Origin of the sequence: Lentzea sp. NPDC051213 (genome assembly GCF_044455585.1) — a bacterium.
Classification (GTDB): domain Bacteria; phylum Actinomycetota; class Actinomycetes; order Mycobacteriales; family Pseudonocardiaceae; genus Lentzea.
Genome location: NZ_JBITEX010000001.1, coordinates 1,304,284 through 1,318,771, shown reverse-complemented (window position 1 = coordinate 1,318,771; position 14,488 = coordinate 1,304,284). Strand labels below are relative to the sequence as shown.

Genomic DNA, 14,488 nt, shown 5'->3' with positions numbered 1-14,488 from the left:
GATTCACAGGCGCACCATCTCGATGCGGCCGCCGCCGAGCTCCGCGGCACGGACGGGGTCGTCGGTCGGGACGGTCGCGGCGAACAGGGTGCGTCCGTCGTGGCCGCCGACCAGGCAGCTCAACGTGTTCTGGCTCGTCCTGACCCGGTCGAGCACGCGGCCGCCCTCCGCCACGCGCACACATTCGCCGCGCAAGGCGTTCGCGACCCAGACGGTCTCGCCGTCGCTGTCCCAGGCGATGCCGTCCGGGGCGATCGGCGACGAGGAGCGCCTGGCGATCGCCGGTTTGTCGAGCAGCGCCGAGATCCGGCGGGTGGCCCGGCCGAGAAGCCCGGGGTGGTTCACCGCGTGCCACAGGACCGGCGAGATGAGTGGAGCCCAGACCCGGGACGGGCCAAGGGTTCCGTCCGGGCGCACGGGAAAAGCGATGAGTCGCATGGCCAGGGTCTCGGCCACCACGACGGTCGAGCCGTCGGCCGTGAGGAGGCACCCGTTCGGGAAGAGCGTCGGCTCCGTCGCACCGAGCACCGTCCCGTTAGGACCGAGGCAGGCGATCAGCGCCTTCGGCGGGCCGGGTGGCGCGTAGAGCATGGAGTTCGGGCTCTCGCGGACGAACGCGTGGTAGTCGAAGCCGAAGTTGCCCACGTAGGCGCGCCCTCGGGGATCGACGAGCATGTCGTTGACGGGACCGCCGACCAGGTCCCGGATGTCCGCGTGCTCGACCAGTTCGCCGCCCCGCTCGACGCGGTACACGCGGCCGCCGTCCATCGAGACGACGAGCATGCGGCCGTCCGGAAGCCAGCCCAGCCCACCGGCCCGGCCGGGCACCTTCAGGACGGTCTCCGGTTCCCCGCTGCCGCCCCACCGGTGCACCGTGCCGTGCGCTAGGTCGGAGAACCACAGGGCTCCCTCGTGCCAGCGCAGCGACTCCGGCACACCGAACCCGCTCAAAGTGATCGACGCCACCCGTTGCATCTCTGACGCTCCTGACCGGCGAGTCTGTTCGTCCGCGAAGTAGGTCATCTGTCCAAGACACTTGACTTGCACAATCGACCATCTCATTCTGGGTGGACCGAAGTCAACGTTCGCCCAGGAGTCGCCGTGAACATCGCAGTGGACAACCCCGCCACCGGAGCGGCGATCGGCCACGTTCCCGACGCGTCCGCCGAAGAGGTGGCGGAGGCGGTCGAACGGGCCCGGCGAGCACAGCCCGACTGGGCGGCCCTGAGCGCCCGAACCCGTGCGGAACTCTTCGCGCGCGGCCGTCGCTGGCTGCTGAAGCACCGTCAGGAGATCGCGAGCTCGATCGTCGCGGAGAACGGCAAGGCGCTGGAGGACGCGATCGTCGAGATCGTCTACTGCGCCGGCGCCTTCGCCTACTGGGCGAAGCACGCGCCCCGCCTGCTCGCCGACACGAAGATCCGTTCGCTCTCGCCGTTCGTGCTCGGCCGCGCCATGTACACCCGCCGGGTACCGGTCGGCGTCGTGGGAGTCATCGGGCCGTGGAACAACCCGCTGATCAACTCGTTCGGTGACGCCATCCCCGCACTGGCCGCGGGCAACGCGGTCGTCCTCAAACCCTCCGAGCACACGCCGCTGACCGCACTGCTGCTGGAGAAGATGGCCCTGGAGTGCGGGTGGCCAGACGACGTCTTCCAGGTCGTCACCGGTGCGGGTGCCACCGGCCAGGCCCTGGTGGACACCGCGGACTTCGTGATGTTCACCGGTTCGACCAGGACCGGCCGCGTCGTCGCGGCCAGAGCCGGTGAGCGGCTCGTCCCCTGCTCACTCGAGCTCGGCGGCAAGGACGCCCTGGTCGTTCTGGCCGACGCCGATCTGGAACGGGCCGTGAACGTCACGATCCAGGGCGCCCTGTCCAACGGGGGCCAGATGTGCACGTCGGTGGAACGGGTGTACGTCGAGGAACCCGTCTACGACGCGTTCGTCGACCTGCTGTGCGAACGGTTCGAGCAGGTCACCTCCGGCAAGCCGGCCGGGCTCGGGAGCACCGACGTGGGAGCGGTGACCTTCCCTCCGCAGCTGGCCGTCATCGCCGGCCACGTCGAGGACGCCGTGGACAAGGGAGCCCGCGTACTCGTGGGAGGACAGGCCTCTCCCGGCCCTGGCCGCTTCTTCGAACCGACCCTGCTCGCCGACGTCGACCACACCATGAAGTGCATGCGGGAAGAGACTTTCGGCCCCACGCTGCCCGTGATGAAGGTGGCCACCGCCGAGGAGGCCGTGCGGCTGGTGAACGACAGCAGCTACGGACTGCAGGCGTCGATCATCGGATCGTCGATGAAGCGCGCTCGCCGGCTGGCGGAGCAGCTCGAGGTCGGCTGCGTCACCGTCAACGACGCCCAGACCAACTACATGGCCATGGGCCTGCCCATGGGCGGCTGGAAGGAGTCCGGGCTCGGCGTGCGCCACGGCGCCGAGGGCATCCGGAAGTACACCCGGCTGCAGGCCATCAGCACGAACCGGTTCCCGATGCGCCGGGACCCGCACATGATCCCGTACCAGCCCTCGGCCTACCGGTTCATCCTGCGGCTGGTGGACGTCATGTACGGCACCGGCCTGTTCGGCCGCGACAAGTAACCCCACCGACCCCGAGAGGCCAGCCATGACTGCTCCACACGCGTCCGTCGGCACCCTGCCCGAAGGCGTCTTTCTGCCGCTGCCACAACAGAATCTGAGCATCGAGGAGGAGCGCCAGGTCCGCAAACAGGAACTCGCCGCCGCGTTCCGCCTGTTCGCCCGGTTCGGGTTCTCCGAGGGCGTCGCCGGGCACATCACCGCTCGCGACCCCGGCAACCCGTCCGCGTTCTGGGTCAACCCGTTCGGCATGTCGTTCAGCCAGATCCGCGTCTCGGACCTGATCCTCGTCGACCACGACGGCACCCTGCTGGAGGGCAGGCGCCCGGTCAACACCGCCGCGTTCTGCATCCACTCCGAGGTCCACCGGGCGAGGCCGGACGTGGTCGCGGCGGCGCACAGCCATTCCCTGCACGGCAAGGCTTTCTCGAGCCTCGGCATCCCGCTGGAGCCGATCACCCAGGACGCCTGCGCATTCTTCGAAGACCACGGCATCTACTCGGACTACCGGGGCGTCGTGAACGACACCGAGGAAGGCCGGCGCATCGGCGTGGCGCTGGGCGACCGCAAGGCGGTCGTCCTGCAGAACCACGGGCTGCTCACGGTCGGGTCGTCGGTCGCGGAGGCGGCCTGGTACTTCATCACCATGGAACGGTCCTGCCAGGCTCAGCTCCTGGCCATGGCCGCCGGAACTCCGAAACTCGTCGACGACGAGACGGCGCGGATGGTGCGTGCGCAGATCTCCGGCGCGTTGCCGGGCTGGTTCCAGTTCCGTCCGCTCTGGGATCAGATCACGGCGGAACAGCCGGACCTGTTCGACTGAAGTGAGGGGCCGGTTCACAGACCGGCCCCTCACGTCGTCACTTCAGGTCGTACGCGCCGTGCTTCTCCAGCCAGGCAGGCATCTCCGCGACCGTCCCGTCCAAGATCCAGACGTAGCCCGCGTTGTAGAGCCCGAAAACCAGGTTCACCAACCCGACAGCGGCGAGGAGGGTGACGAGCGTGGCACGACGGCCGCGCCACCAGCGGGGCGTGAGCTCACGCCGCGCCGGATCGAGGGCGTCCCGGCGGAAGAACGTCACCATGCCCGGCAACGCCCAGGCGAAGCCGAGAGCGATCCCCTCGTAGATCGGCCACTGGGTCGGCTTTCCCTTGTCGAACGCGGGACCGCCGACTTCCACGTACGACAGCACTCCCTGTGCGATGCCCCAGCGCTCGAAGACCATGTTGAACACCGCCACCGCGAACCACGCGACCAGGACGACCAGCACCGGGATCCGAAGGTGCCGGCGGAGCACTCGCAGCAAACCCGCTGTCGCCACGGCGATCAGCGGCAGCAGGGAGACGAAGACGAGCCCCTCCATCACCAGTGCCGGAGGTAGGGGCGAACTGTCCCGGACGAAAGGCAGATGCGGCGTCCAGTCACCCCGGTTGACGAACGCCTTGTTGAAGCTGAACGTGTGGTTGCGGAGGTTGACCATCGGCTCCTGCCAGAAGACCGACGCCCAGGCCACCGTCCACAACAGCGGCCAGGTCAGCGCACGCTTGCGCACCACGTCCCACACCACGTAGGAGAGCCACAACGCGGCTCCTGCCACAGCGGCCAGCTCAGCCCTGGCGACGTTCGCACTGATCTCACCGGGAAGTGGCTCGCTCGACCTGATCGGCACGAAATCGGCGGAGACCAACCAAGCCGTGTAGCCCCAGACCTGCGCCACCACGACAACGACACCCACGATGGCCAGGCAGGCCACCGGAATCCGGCCTCGAGGCCAAGAGGACGAGACCGGTGCTGCGCCGGAGATCTCATGCGTCATTGCAGGCTCCCTCGCGTTGGCGCAACTCTAGGCAGTCGTACAGACACCTGTCCACTAGTGGACCTATTGCCAACGGCAGACCCGAACCTCAGACTGGACAGATGTCCATCCCCCTGTCCAACGCGGTGGCGCGACTCCCCGAGATCGGCTGCTTCGGACTCGCCGGGCACAGTCCCACGCCACGGCAGCTCATCGAGGAGGCCAAGCGGGCCGAGGAACTCGGCATCGGATCGATGTTCCTGTCCGAGCGCTTCAACGTGAAGGACGCCGGAGTTCTGGCCGGCGTGGCAGGCGCGGTCACCGAGCGGCTCGGCATCGGCACGGCCGCCACCAACCACAACACCCGCCATCCTCTCGTCACGGCGACGATGGCGACGACGCTGCACCGCGTGACAGGCGGCCGTTACGCGCTGGGGCTGGGACGCGGGTTCGACGCCCTGTTCGACGTCATGGGGCTGCCGCGGATCACCAGTGCGCAACTGGTCGACGTGGTGGGCATCTATCGCCAGCTCTGGCGCGGCGAAGCCGTGATCGGCCATGACGGGCCTGCCGGGAAGTTCCCCTACCTGGTGCAGGACAGCACTTTCGACGAAGACGTCCCCGTGCTCATGATGGCGATCGGCGGACGGACTCTCGACCTGGCCGGTCGGCTGGCGGACGGTGTCGTGCTGCACACGTTCATGACCGACGAGACGCTCGCCAAGTCGGTCGCGCGCATCCGGCGTTCGGCGGAGGAAGCGGGTCGTGACCCTGCTTCGGTGCGGATCTGGTCCGTGCTCGCGACCGTGCACGACGGCTTGCCGGAGGAACTCCGGCTGCGCAAGATCGTCGGCCGGCTCGCCACCTACCTGCAGGGGTACGGCGAAGTGCTGGTCCGCGCCAACGGGTGGGACAAGGCCGTGCTGGACCGCTTCCGCACGGACCCGCTCGTCCACGGCTACCCCGGCGCCTTCGACGCCATCGGATCCGTCGCCGACCTCACCCACCTCCGTGACGACGTCCTCCCGGAGGAGTGGCTGGCGGCCAGTGCGCAGGGAGACGCAGCGACCTGCGCCGTGCGGGTCAAGGACCAGTTCGCCGCGGGCGCCGACGGGGTGATCCTGCACGGCGCGACCCCGGACGAGCTCGCACCCGTGCTGGACGCGTGGCGTGACGTCAGGCCCTCGAACACCTTCGACCACCTCCCGGCCAACCCTGGAAGGGCAGCGAATGCGTGACTTCCCCGTTCTGATCGACGAGGTGACGCCCGCGTGGCTGAGCCGGGCACTGGGCCGCACGGTGAAGTCCTTCACGGCGCAGCCGGTCGGCACCGGCCAGATCGGTACCTGCTACCGCCTCGCCCTGCACGGGATCGGCACACCGAACCGGGTCATCATCAAACTGCCCGCTGCCGACCCCGCGACACGCGCGCTCCTGGCTGGGACCTACCGCGTCGAGGTGTGCTTCTACCGTGACATCGCGAACACCGTGAACGTCCGGGCACCGGCCTGCTACCACCACGACAGCGCGGATGACGGGGATTTCGTGCTGTTGCTGGAAGATCTGGCGCCGTCCCGGCAGGGTGACCAGCTCATCGGCTGCTCGATCGCGCAGGCGCACGACGCGGTGGTCAACCTCGCCGGCCTGCACGGACCTCGCTGGTGCGACCCGACGCTCCTGCGGGTGGAAGGACTCGGCCTCAACGGTCTCGCGGACGCCGCCGCGCTGGCCGAGTTCTACGGCCCGGCGAACGAGGTGTTCCTCGACCGGGTCGGCGGGCTGCTCGCCCCCGCAGACCGCGACACCCTGCGGGAGATCCCTGGAGTCCTGGAAAAATGGGCCCTGGGACGCGCCGAACGCTTCGCCCTCGTCCACGGTGACTACCGCGTCGACAACCTGCTCTTCTCGCCGAACGACGGTGCGGCTGTGCACGCGGTGGACTGGCAGACGCTGTCGCTGGCGCTTCCCGCGCGCGACCTGGCGTACTTCGTGGCCACCAGCCTGGAGCCCGCGGCTCGCCGGAACAACGAGCAGGATCTCGTCGGCACCTACCACCGCGCACTCGGTCCGGACGTAACCGCCGGCTTCACCTACGAACAGTGCTGGGACGACTACCGCTTCGCCATGCTGCAGGGGCCGCTCATCAGCGTTTTCGGGCTGGCGTACGGAAAGCGCACCGATCGCGGCGATCGCATGTTCGCGGTCATGGCCACGCGTGCCTGTGCCGCGATTCGTGACCTGGACAGCATCGCCTGCGTGTGACGCGGTCAAGCGTGCTCGTGCTCCTGCGCGTAACGGAGTGCCCAGCCGTAGTCGGGTTTACCGCTGGGAGTCCGGCCGACCTCGTCGGCGAACCAGTAACTGCGGGGCACCTTGTAGCCCGCGAGCCGGGTGCGGGCATACGCGTCGATCCGGGGAACGTCCGGCGTGTAGCCGGGCCGCAGCTGGACGATGGCCGCGACGCGCTGCCCCGTCCGGTCGTCCTCGACGCCGATGACGATCGCGTCGAACACGTCCGGGTGCGCTTTCAGCGTGCCCTCGACCTCCTCGGGGAACACCTTCTCACCACCCGTGTTGATACAGGTGTTCCCCCTGCCCAGCAACGTGATCGTTCCGTCCGCCTCGACCAGCGCCCTGTCCCCCGGCGTGACGTAGCGGCGGCCGTCGACCTCGATGAACATCTCGGCTGTCCGATCCGGGTCCTTGTAGTAGCCCAGCGGCAGGTGGCCGGTACGTGCCAGCCGTCCGGCCACGCCGGATCCCGGCACCACCGGCCTGCCCCGCTCGTCCAGCACCACGGTCTCCTTGCCCGGACGAACCCGCGGCGCCACCGCGGCGCCGGGCTCGACGATGCCGATGCCGCTGAAGCCGGTCTCCGAGGAGCCGACCGAGTCCGTGATGACGACGTTCGGCAGAGCGTCGAGGCACTGCTGCTTCACCGACGACGAGAACAGCGCGGCCCCGCTGCCCATCGCGACCAACGACGACGTGTCGAAGTCACCGTCCCGCAACGCGTCCACGAGCGGGCGTGCCATCGCGTCGCCGGTGATCACCGCGATGGCGACGCCGTGCCGTTCGATCAGGCGCCACGCCTCGACCGGGTCGAACCGCGGGGTGAGCAACACCGTGTGGCCGCCGAAGAGGGCCACGAGTGCTGGCCACTGCGCCGCCGCGTGGATCAACGGCGGCATCGTGAACCACGTGACCGGTTCGCCCTGCGCACCCTGGCGTGCCTGCTGCCACTCGTCGGCGACCGGCTCGCCCGAGTAGAAGTCGATGCCGCCGCCGAGAACCCGCCAGATGTCCTCGTGCCGCCACATCACTCCCTTGGGCTTCCCGGTGGTGCCACCGGTGTAGACGACGTAGAGGTCGTCCGCGCTGCGCTCCGGGAAGTCGCGCTCGGGGTGTTCCGCGGCCAGCACGGTCTCGTAGTCGTCGTCCACCACGACGACGTGCCGCAACCCTGGCACGTCCGGCAGCACCTCGGCGACCACGTCGGAGGTCTGTCGTTCGTGGACCAGCGCGACGAGATCCGCGTTGTCGAAGACATAACGGAGCTCCTCGCGGACGTAGCGGTAGTTGATGTTGATCGCGACCGCGCGCAGTTTGTACACCGCGAGCATGGTTTCCAGCGTTTCCGCGCGGTTGCGCAGGTAGACCCCGACGTGGGAACCGGGGCCGACGCCGTGGCGGGCGAGGTGGTGGGCCAGCCGGTTCGCCCGCTCTTCCAGTGCCCGGTACGTGAGTCGCCGTTCACCGCACAACACCGCCGTGCGGTCCGGAACGAGATCGACCGAGTGCTCGAAGAGATCCGCGATGTTCAGCGCCATGCCCGCACCTCGTCCTCGCGACTGGACAGTTGTACAGACACTATTATGTACAGGTGCCCATCACAAGGACCCACTTCTGCCATGAGGGTGACCTTCATGGACCTGAGGTCCATGAAGGTCACCCTCATGGCAATTAGCGCTTGCGGGTTCTCGCCGCCGTAGCAGGACGCAACTGCTTCACCAGGGCGGCCAGACGGTCGGCGATCTGGTCGAAGGTCAGGTATCCCTGGCCCGCCATCACCATCCCACCCACGAACGCCATCTCGACGGACGCCCTGGCCGTGGGTGACAGCTCACTGAGCGCGCCGGAGAACGCCCTGGTGACCTCGGCGGACATCTGGTCGCGCAGCCGTGCGACCTCCGGGTCGTCGGCCAGCAGAGCCGTCGTGCAGGCGCGGCTGAGCTCCGGTTCCTGGGCGAAGACGTCGGTGATGCCCCGCACGAGCTTCTGCAGCGACGCGCCGTCGGCGAACGACGCGGTCAGGTCCTGCATCTTCCGCCACGCCACCGAGCTGATCAGGTGTTCCTTGGACGAGAAGTAGGTGTAGGCGGTGGCGGGCGAGACCTCGGCCCGCTTGGCGACCGACCGCACCGTGAGGTCCCCGTAGTCGACCGCACGCACCTCTTCGAGCGCGGCGTCGAGCAGACGCGCCACGGTGTCCGCCCTGCGACCGTCCAAGATGCGACGAACCGGCTCCATGCGCTGATCGTAACAACACAGCCCTCTGGAACAGTGACCAGACACTCGCAGGGTTACCTCGCGGCATGCCTTCCGGCGCGACGGCCGAAGAACGACCCCTCGCCCAGCTGCAGGCCCGAGCCGTAGCCCTGGCCGTCCTGGGCGATGGCCGAGGCGCACGCGCCCGCGGCGTAGAGGCCCGGCACCACGGACCCGTCGTGGCGTCGTGCCTGTCCCTCCACAGTGGTCCGGATGCCGCCCAGGGTGAACCCGGCGTAGAGCGCCTTGCCGAGGGTGAGGTCGTAGGCGGCCCACGGGCCGGCGTTCTGCGGCGCGAGCCACTCCGGCTGCTTGTGGAAGTCCGGGTCCACTCCGCGCGCCGCGAAGTCGTTGTACCGCTGCAGGGTCGAGTGCAGCGCGTCCACCGGCAGGCCCAGCCCCTCCGCCATCTCCTCGACCGTCTCCCAGCCGTCGACGAACGGCACCAGCGGCATGCTCGGCCGCTCGGCGTGCGCGCTGTCGACGATGAGGTACGCGGCCGAGTCACGCTGCCTCAGCACGTGGTACGAGGTCCGCGCGTGATAGCTGTCCTCGGCGACGAACCGCCGTCCGTCCTTGTTGACGATCAGCCCCTTGATCAACGCGGAGGGCGGGTAGAACGGCGCCGTGATGAACGGTTCGTCCATGTGGTCCAGCGCGGCTCCGGCCGACGCGCCGAGCCGGATGCCCAGCCCGTCGTCGTAGGTGGAGCCCAGAGTGAACAATTTGGCTCCCAGCGCCGGGGTGTACGAGGCCACCATGCCGGGGTTCATCACGAACCCACCCGCCGCGAGCACGACCGCACCCGCGCGGACCAGGCCGGTCTCCTGGAACTTCCGCCACGCGAGGCCGGTCACCTCACCGGCCGCGGTGGCGACGAGGTGGGTGGCGCCGGTGTCGTAGCGGACCTCCACACCGGCTTCCACGACACGGCCGGCGAGCAGGTCCATGACCAGCTTGGCGCCCTGGGTGTCGCCGGGGACCGGCACCTTGTGCCCCCGCGGTGCCGCGGCGGCGACGAGGTGGTGCGGCCACACCTTCTCGTTGCCCGTGTACATGAGGCCCTCGGTGCCGGGCTGGATCACGGCCTTGCCGGGAAAGTACGACCGCTCGAACGTGAAGCCGAGCGCCTCCAGCCACCCGAAGTGCTCCACGGATCCCTCGCAGTACGCGCGGATCTTGGCACGGTCCGGGTCACGCGACGTGGAGACCAGGAAGTCGTACATCGCCTCCGGCGAGTCGTCGTGACCCGTCGCCTTCTGCACGGCCGTCCCGCCGCCGAGGTAGAAGTGGCCACCGGCCATGCAGGTGGTGCCGCCGGGTACGGCGGCCCGCTCGAGCAGCAGCACCCGTGCACCCGCTCGGGCAGCCTCCAGCGCGGCGCACCCGCCCGCCATGCCGAATCCCACCACGACCACGTCGTAGGACTCGCTGTCGCCGTCCAGCGCGGTCGCGTCGATCAGGTCGGGGAGATCCATCACTGTTCGGCGGCCTTCGCGATGGTCTCCTCCACGATCTTGTTGAGCCGCGCGCCGTTCTGCCAGCCCGTGTAGTGGCTGAGGAAGATGACGATCTCGCGCAGCTGCACGTCGGAGAGTTCGCGGTTGAGGTGTGCCGCGGGTACCTGGAGGCCGAGCACATCGGCGGCCCCGGTCGCGGTGAGCACGCCGATCAGCAAGAGCCGCCGGTCCCGATCGGTCAGGCCGGGCCGGTTCCAGATGTCGGCGAAGAGGTGATCGACGGTGTACCGGAAGAAGTCACCCGGCGCGTCCCGCATGTCGAACCCGTAGACCTCCTCCATCCGCAGCAGGCCCTCGCGCCGGATCTCCGGCAGGTCGTCGAACCTCCCGCTCATGCGACCCCCAGTCCTGGTGCCAGCCGGTCGAGGGCCAGGCGGGCCAGTGGAACCTCGGCGCCGAGCTCGTCGGCGAGGGCGAGCGCGAAGCGCAAGTCCTTCTCCCCCAGCACTCTCACATGATCGAACACCGAGTACCAGAAGTCGTCGCGGTCGAGCGGCGCCGTGGTCGCGCGGTGCATGATGGCGCCGGGTCCTCCGGTGACCCCGTCCGTGTGCCGGACGATCCTGCCGAGCTGCACCAGGTCCAGCCCACCGGCCTCGGCCAGCCGCTGCGCCTCGGTCGCGGCGGTGAAGGCCACGAAGTGCAGGAGGTTGCGGGCCAGCTTCATCCGGGTGCCCGCGCCGATCGGCCCCGCGTGGACCACGACGCCCGCCATCGCCTCGAACACCGGACGGCAGAGGGCGAAGGCGTCGTCCGTGCCACCAGCCATGATCGCCATCGTGCCCTGTGCCGCACCCGTGGCACCGCCGCTCACGGGCGCGTCGACGAGCCGGGCACCGTGAGCGGACACAAGTCCGGCCAGATCGGCCGGGGTTCGGGGTGCCACCGTGGAGTGGATCGCGATGGCCAGCCCGGCACGGGCCGCGCCGACTGCTTTGCCGACCACCTCGCGCACCTGCTCGTCGTCGCGCACCATCACGCACAGCACGTCGACCTGGGCGGCGAGTTTCTCGACATCGCGTGATGCCTTCGCTCCCACGGCCTCCAGCTCGGCGACCGGGTCGGCGGCCACGTCGAACACGATCAGGTCGGTGCCGGTGGACGCCAGGCGAAGCGCCATCGGTTTGCCGATGTTCCCCAGCCCGACGAAACCGACCGTCATGAACGGAACACCTGACCCCCGTCGACCGCCAGGATCTGCCCGGTCACCCAGGAAGCCTCGTCGGACAACAGGTACAGGCAGGCACCGACCATGTCCTCCGGCTGCCCCATCCGCTTGATCGCCAGGCCCTTGACGAGTTCTGCCGCCATCTCGCCGACCTGCGCCCTGGTCGCGGCGGTGTCGGTCGGGCCGGGCGCGATCGCGTTGACCCTGATGCCCACACCGCCGAGCTCGTGGGCAAGCTGCTGGGTGAGGCTGTTCACGCCGGCCTTGGCCAGACCGTAGAAGCCGGAGTAGAGGTAGGCCGCCGTCGAGCTCTGGTTGACGACCGCTCCCCCGCCGCGCCGCTGCATGTGGGGATACACCGCTCGCGTGACGACCAGCGCGCCGTCCATGTTCACCGACATGAACCTGCGGTAGTAGTCCCAGTCCACGCTGATCAGCAGGTCGAACACCATGTCGCCGTAGATCGCGGCGTTGTTGACCAGCAGGTCGATCCCGCCGTAGGCCTTGGCGACCGCGTCCGCCATCACGTGCGCCGACTCGAGTGACGAGACGTCGCACCGCACGAACATCGCGGTGCCTCCGGCCGCCTCGATCGACTTGGCCACCACCGTTCCCTCTGCCTCTTTCACGTCGGCGACCACGACCGCGGCCCCCTCGGCGGCCAGGGCACGCGCGTACGCCTCCCCGATTCCCTGCGCCGCGCCCGTGACGACGGCGACCTTCCCATCGAACCTCGGGCCCTCGAACCGCATCCGCGCTCCGTCTCAGGCGGCCTCGGCCACCAGCTTGGTCTCCAGGTACTCCTCGAACCCGGCAACGCCCATCTCGCGGCCGATGCCGGACTGCTTGTAGCCGCCGAACGGAGCGTCCGGGCAGTACCAGACGCCGCCGTTCACCGAGATCGTGCCGGTGCGGATCCGCGCCGCGACCGCACGCGCGCGCTCGGCCGAGCCCGAGTTCACCGCGCCCGACAGTCCGTACGGCGAGTCGTTGGCGATCCGCACGGCGTCGTCGTCGCCGTCGTGCGGGATGACCACCAGAACCGGTCCGAAGATCTCCTCGCGAGCGACCCGCGCTGTGTTGTCCAGACCCGCCACGACCGTCGGCTGGATCCAGAACCCGCCAGCCAGTTCGCCGTCCTTGCGGTCGACGTCGCCACCGGTGGCGAACCGTCCGCCTTCCGCGAGGGCGAGGTCCAAATAGGACTTCACGCGGTCTCGCTGCACCGCGGACACCACGGGACCGCAGATCGTGCCGGGATCGGCGGGGTCGCCGGTGCCGATCGAGGACATGGTCGACGCCGCGATCTCGACCGCCTCCGCGTACCGGGAACGCGGCACCAGCAGACGGGTGGTGAACGCGCAGCCCTGGCCCGCGTGGATGCAGACGCTGAAGGCGGCCGTCCCGACGGCCGTGGCCAGGTTCGCGTCGTCGAGAACGATCCCCGCGGACTTGCCGCCCAGTTCGAGGAACACCTTCTTCAACGTCGGCGCGCCGGCGGCCATGACCGCACGCCCGGTGGCGGTGGATCCGGTGAACGACACCAGATCGACGCGCGGATCGGTGGTGAGGAGCGCGGCCACGGCGTTGTCGCGCGGGGTGACGATGTTGACCACGCCGGGAGGGAAGTCGGTGTGCTCGGCGATCAGCCGTCCGAGCTCGGCGGCGATCCACGGGGTGTCCGGCGCGGGCTTCAGCACCACGGTGTTGCCCGCCGCCAGCGCTGGCCCGATCTTGGCCAGGGTGATCTGGTTCGGGAAGTTCCACGGCGTGATCGCGGCGACCACGCCGACCGGCTCCCGCCGCAGCGTGCGCCGTGTCGCGATCCCCATCGGCGCGACGACACCGAGGTCGGTTTCCCACTCGTAGGACTCCGCGAGGTCGATCGTCCACTTCAGACCGTCAACCGGCAGGTCGTACTGCGGGCCTTGGGTGAGGAACCTGGGCGATCCGGTCTCGGCCGTGGTCAGCGCCCGCAGTGAGTCACCGTTGTCGACCAGCGCCTGGTGCAGCTGGCGCAGGCAGTGCACGCGGAACGCCGGATCGGCCGCCCAGTCCGTCTCGTCGAAGGCACTCCTGGCCGCGGTGATCGCGGCTCCCACGTCCTCGACGGTGGCGTCCGGGGCCACGCCGATCTCGCGGCCGGTGGCGGGGTTGAGGATCGGGTAGGTCGCGCCGTCGCTCGCCGCGAGGAGTTTGCCGCCGACGAGCAGACGGGCAGGCGGATTGTCGAGGGTGCTCACAAGGTCTCCTGCGTGATGTAGCGGCCTTCCTCGACCGGTGGCGGCCACACGGTCGACGGAAGGTCCTTGAGCCGATAGTGCCCCGGCTGTTCGATGCCGTTGAGCGCCAGGCGATCCAGCAGGTCCTGCGGCGCCCGGCCGGCGCCGGCCAGGGAGAGGAACGTGTGCGCGGCCGAGTTGATGTCGAACCAGTCGCGCTGCCAGGCGAAGCAGGGTCCCGTAGTGCCCCGGGCGACACCGAACCAGCTGCCGCCGATGCCCAGGACCTCGTACTCCTGGCCGGCGTCGTCGACGATGCCGCTGCGCTGCTTCCAGAAGCCGATGACCATGCCGGCGACCTCGTCCATCACCGTGGCCACGTAGTCGTAGTGCCAGCCCTCCAGGCCTGCCATCTCGGTGCCGAGCGCGTAGTCCCGGATCTCCTCACGGCTGGTGGCCATGAAGTGCTCGTCCGGGCTGTACATCCAGCCGTAGGTGGCGTCCTCGGCGTAGAAGCCGGCGAGAGGGCCCCAGTTCCGCGTCCGCTCGGCCACGCGGTTGGCCTCCTGCCAGGACGCCCAGAACTCCTCGAGCTCGGCGCGGGACAGCGGGCTCATGCTGCGGTCTCCGTTCAGTCGT

14 protein-coding genes are annotated in these 14,488 nt (G+C 69.3%); 4 read left to right on the top strand and 10 right to left on the bottom strand.

The genetic code is table 11. The features are described 5' to 3' along the window. Nucleotides 1-3 precede the first annotated feature (3 nt). Entirely contained in the window at nucleotides 4-975 is a 972-nt protein-coding gene (locus ACIA8G_RS05680) for an SMP-30/gluconolactonase/LRE family protein (RefSeq protein WP_396417073.1), read from the bottom strand. Between the two features lie 126 nt (nucleotides 976-1,101). Between ACIA8G_RS05680 and ACIA8G_RS05675 the strand changes: the two genes are divergently transcribed. Both ACIA8G_RS05675 and ACIA8G_RS05670 read left to right on the top strand, forming a co-directional pair. Further along, a complete protein-coding gene (locus ACIA8G_RS05675) occupies nucleotides 1,102-2,598 on the top strand; it encodes a succinic semialdehyde dehydrogenase (protein ID WP_396417072.1) in 1,497 nt (498 codons plus the stop codon). A gap of 25 nt (nucleotides 2,599-2,623) precedes the next feature. After that, nucleotides 2,624-3,418 carry a class II aldolase/adducin family protein gene (locus ACIA8G_RS05670; RefSeq protein ID WP_396417071.1) on the top strand — a complete coding sequence of 265 codons (795 nt, stop codon included), beginning with the start codon at nucleotides 2,624-2,626 and terminating at the stop codon, nucleotides 3,416-3,418. 37 nt (nucleotides 3,419-3,455) lie between these two features. Here ACIA8G_RS05670 and ACIA8G_RS05665 read toward each other — a convergent pair whose 3' ends face one another. Next, on the bottom strand, nucleotides 3,456-4,412 hold the full coding sequence (locus ACIA8G_RS05665; RefSeq protein WP_396417070.1) for a spirocyclase AveC family protein: 957 nt from the start codon (nucleotides 4,410-4,412) through the stop codon (nucleotides 3,456-3,458). Nucleotides 4,413-4,513: 101 nt separating this feature from the next. Between ACIA8G_RS05665 and ACIA8G_RS05660 the strand changes: the two genes are divergently transcribed. Together ACIA8G_RS05660 and ACIA8G_RS05655 are read left to right on the top strand one after the other, a co-directional pair. Beyond that, on the top strand, nucleotides 4,514-5,629 hold the full coding sequence (locus ACIA8G_RS05660; RefSeq protein ID WP_396417069.1) for a TIGR03857 family LLM class F420-dependent oxidoreductase: 1,116 nt from the start codon (nucleotides 4,514-4,516) through the stop codon (nucleotides 5,627-5,629). Next, nucleotides 5,622-6,653, top strand: a complete 1,032-nt coding sequence (locus tag ACIA8G_RS05655) for an oxidoreductase family protein (protein ID WP_396417068.1) — start codon at nucleotides 5,622-5,624, stop codon at nucleotides 6,651-6,653. The genes ACIA8G_RS05660 and ACIA8G_RS05655 overlap by 8 nt, the downstream gene beginning before the upstream one ends. A gap of 5 nt (nucleotides 6,654-6,658) precedes the next feature. On the opposite strand, the gene ACIA8G_RS05650 is transcribed toward ACIA8G_RS05655, so the two are convergent. The 8 genes from ACIA8G_RS05650 to ACIA8G_RS05615 form a co-directional block, all read right to left on the bottom strand. Continuing rightward, nucleotides 6,659-8,221 (bottom strand): acyl-CoA synthetase, encoded by a 1,563-nt coding sequence (locus ACIA8G_RS05650; RefSeq protein ID WP_396417067.1) that lies wholly within the window; start codon nucleotides 8,219-8,221, stop codon nucleotides 6,659-6,661. 133 nt (nucleotides 8,222-8,354) lie between these two features. Next, the gene (locus ACIA8G_RS05645; protein WP_396417066.1) at nucleotides 8,355-8,921 is read right to left on the bottom strand and encodes a TetR/AcrR family transcriptional regulator; all 567 of its coding nucleotides are present in this window, start codon (nucleotides 8,919-8,921) and stop codon (nucleotides 8,355-8,357) included. 53 nt (nucleotides 8,922-8,974) lie between these two features. Then, entirely contained in the window at nucleotides 8,975-10,417 is a 1,443-nt protein-coding gene (locus ACIA8G_RS05640) for an FAD-binding protein (protein ID WP_396417065.1), read from the bottom strand. Beyond that, complete coding sequence (locus ACIA8G_RS05635) at nucleotides 10,417-10,794, bottom strand: carboxymuconolactone decarboxylase family protein (protein WP_396417064.1); 378 nt, start codon at nucleotides 10,792-10,794, stop codon at nucleotides 10,417-10,419. The genes ACIA8G_RS05640 and ACIA8G_RS05635 overlap by 1 nt, the downstream gene beginning before the upstream one ends. Continuing rightward, nucleotides 10,791-11,621: an NAD(P)-dependent oxidoreductase gene (locus ACIA8G_RS05630; protein WP_396417063.1), complete on the bottom strand. Its 831-nt coding sequence runs from the start codon at nucleotides 11,619-11,621 to the stop codon at nucleotides 10,791-10,793. The genes ACIA8G_RS05635 and ACIA8G_RS05630 overlap by 4 nt, the downstream gene beginning before the upstream one ends. Further along, entirely contained in the window at nucleotides 11,618-12,379 is a 762-nt protein-coding gene (locus tag ACIA8G_RS05625; protein ID WP_396417062.1) for an SDR family oxidoreductase, read from the bottom strand. The genes ACIA8G_RS05630 and ACIA8G_RS05625 overlap by 4 nt, the downstream gene beginning before the upstream one ends. Before the next feature lie 12 nt (nucleotides 12,380-12,391). Next, complete coding sequence (locus tag ACIA8G_RS05620; protein ID WP_396417061.1) at nucleotides 12,392-13,870, bottom strand: aldehyde dehydrogenase; 1,479 nt, start codon at nucleotides 13,868-13,870, stop codon at nucleotides 12,392-12,394. Further along, nucleotides 13,867-14,466, bottom strand: coding sequence for a nuclear transport factor 2 family protein (locus tag ACIA8G_RS05615; protein ID WP_396417060.1), 600 nt, complete (start codon nucleotides 14,464-14,466; stop codon nucleotides 13,867-13,869). The genes ACIA8G_RS05620 and ACIA8G_RS05615 overlap by 4 nt, the downstream gene beginning before the upstream one ends. Nucleotides 14,467-14,488 lie beyond the last annotated feature (22 nt).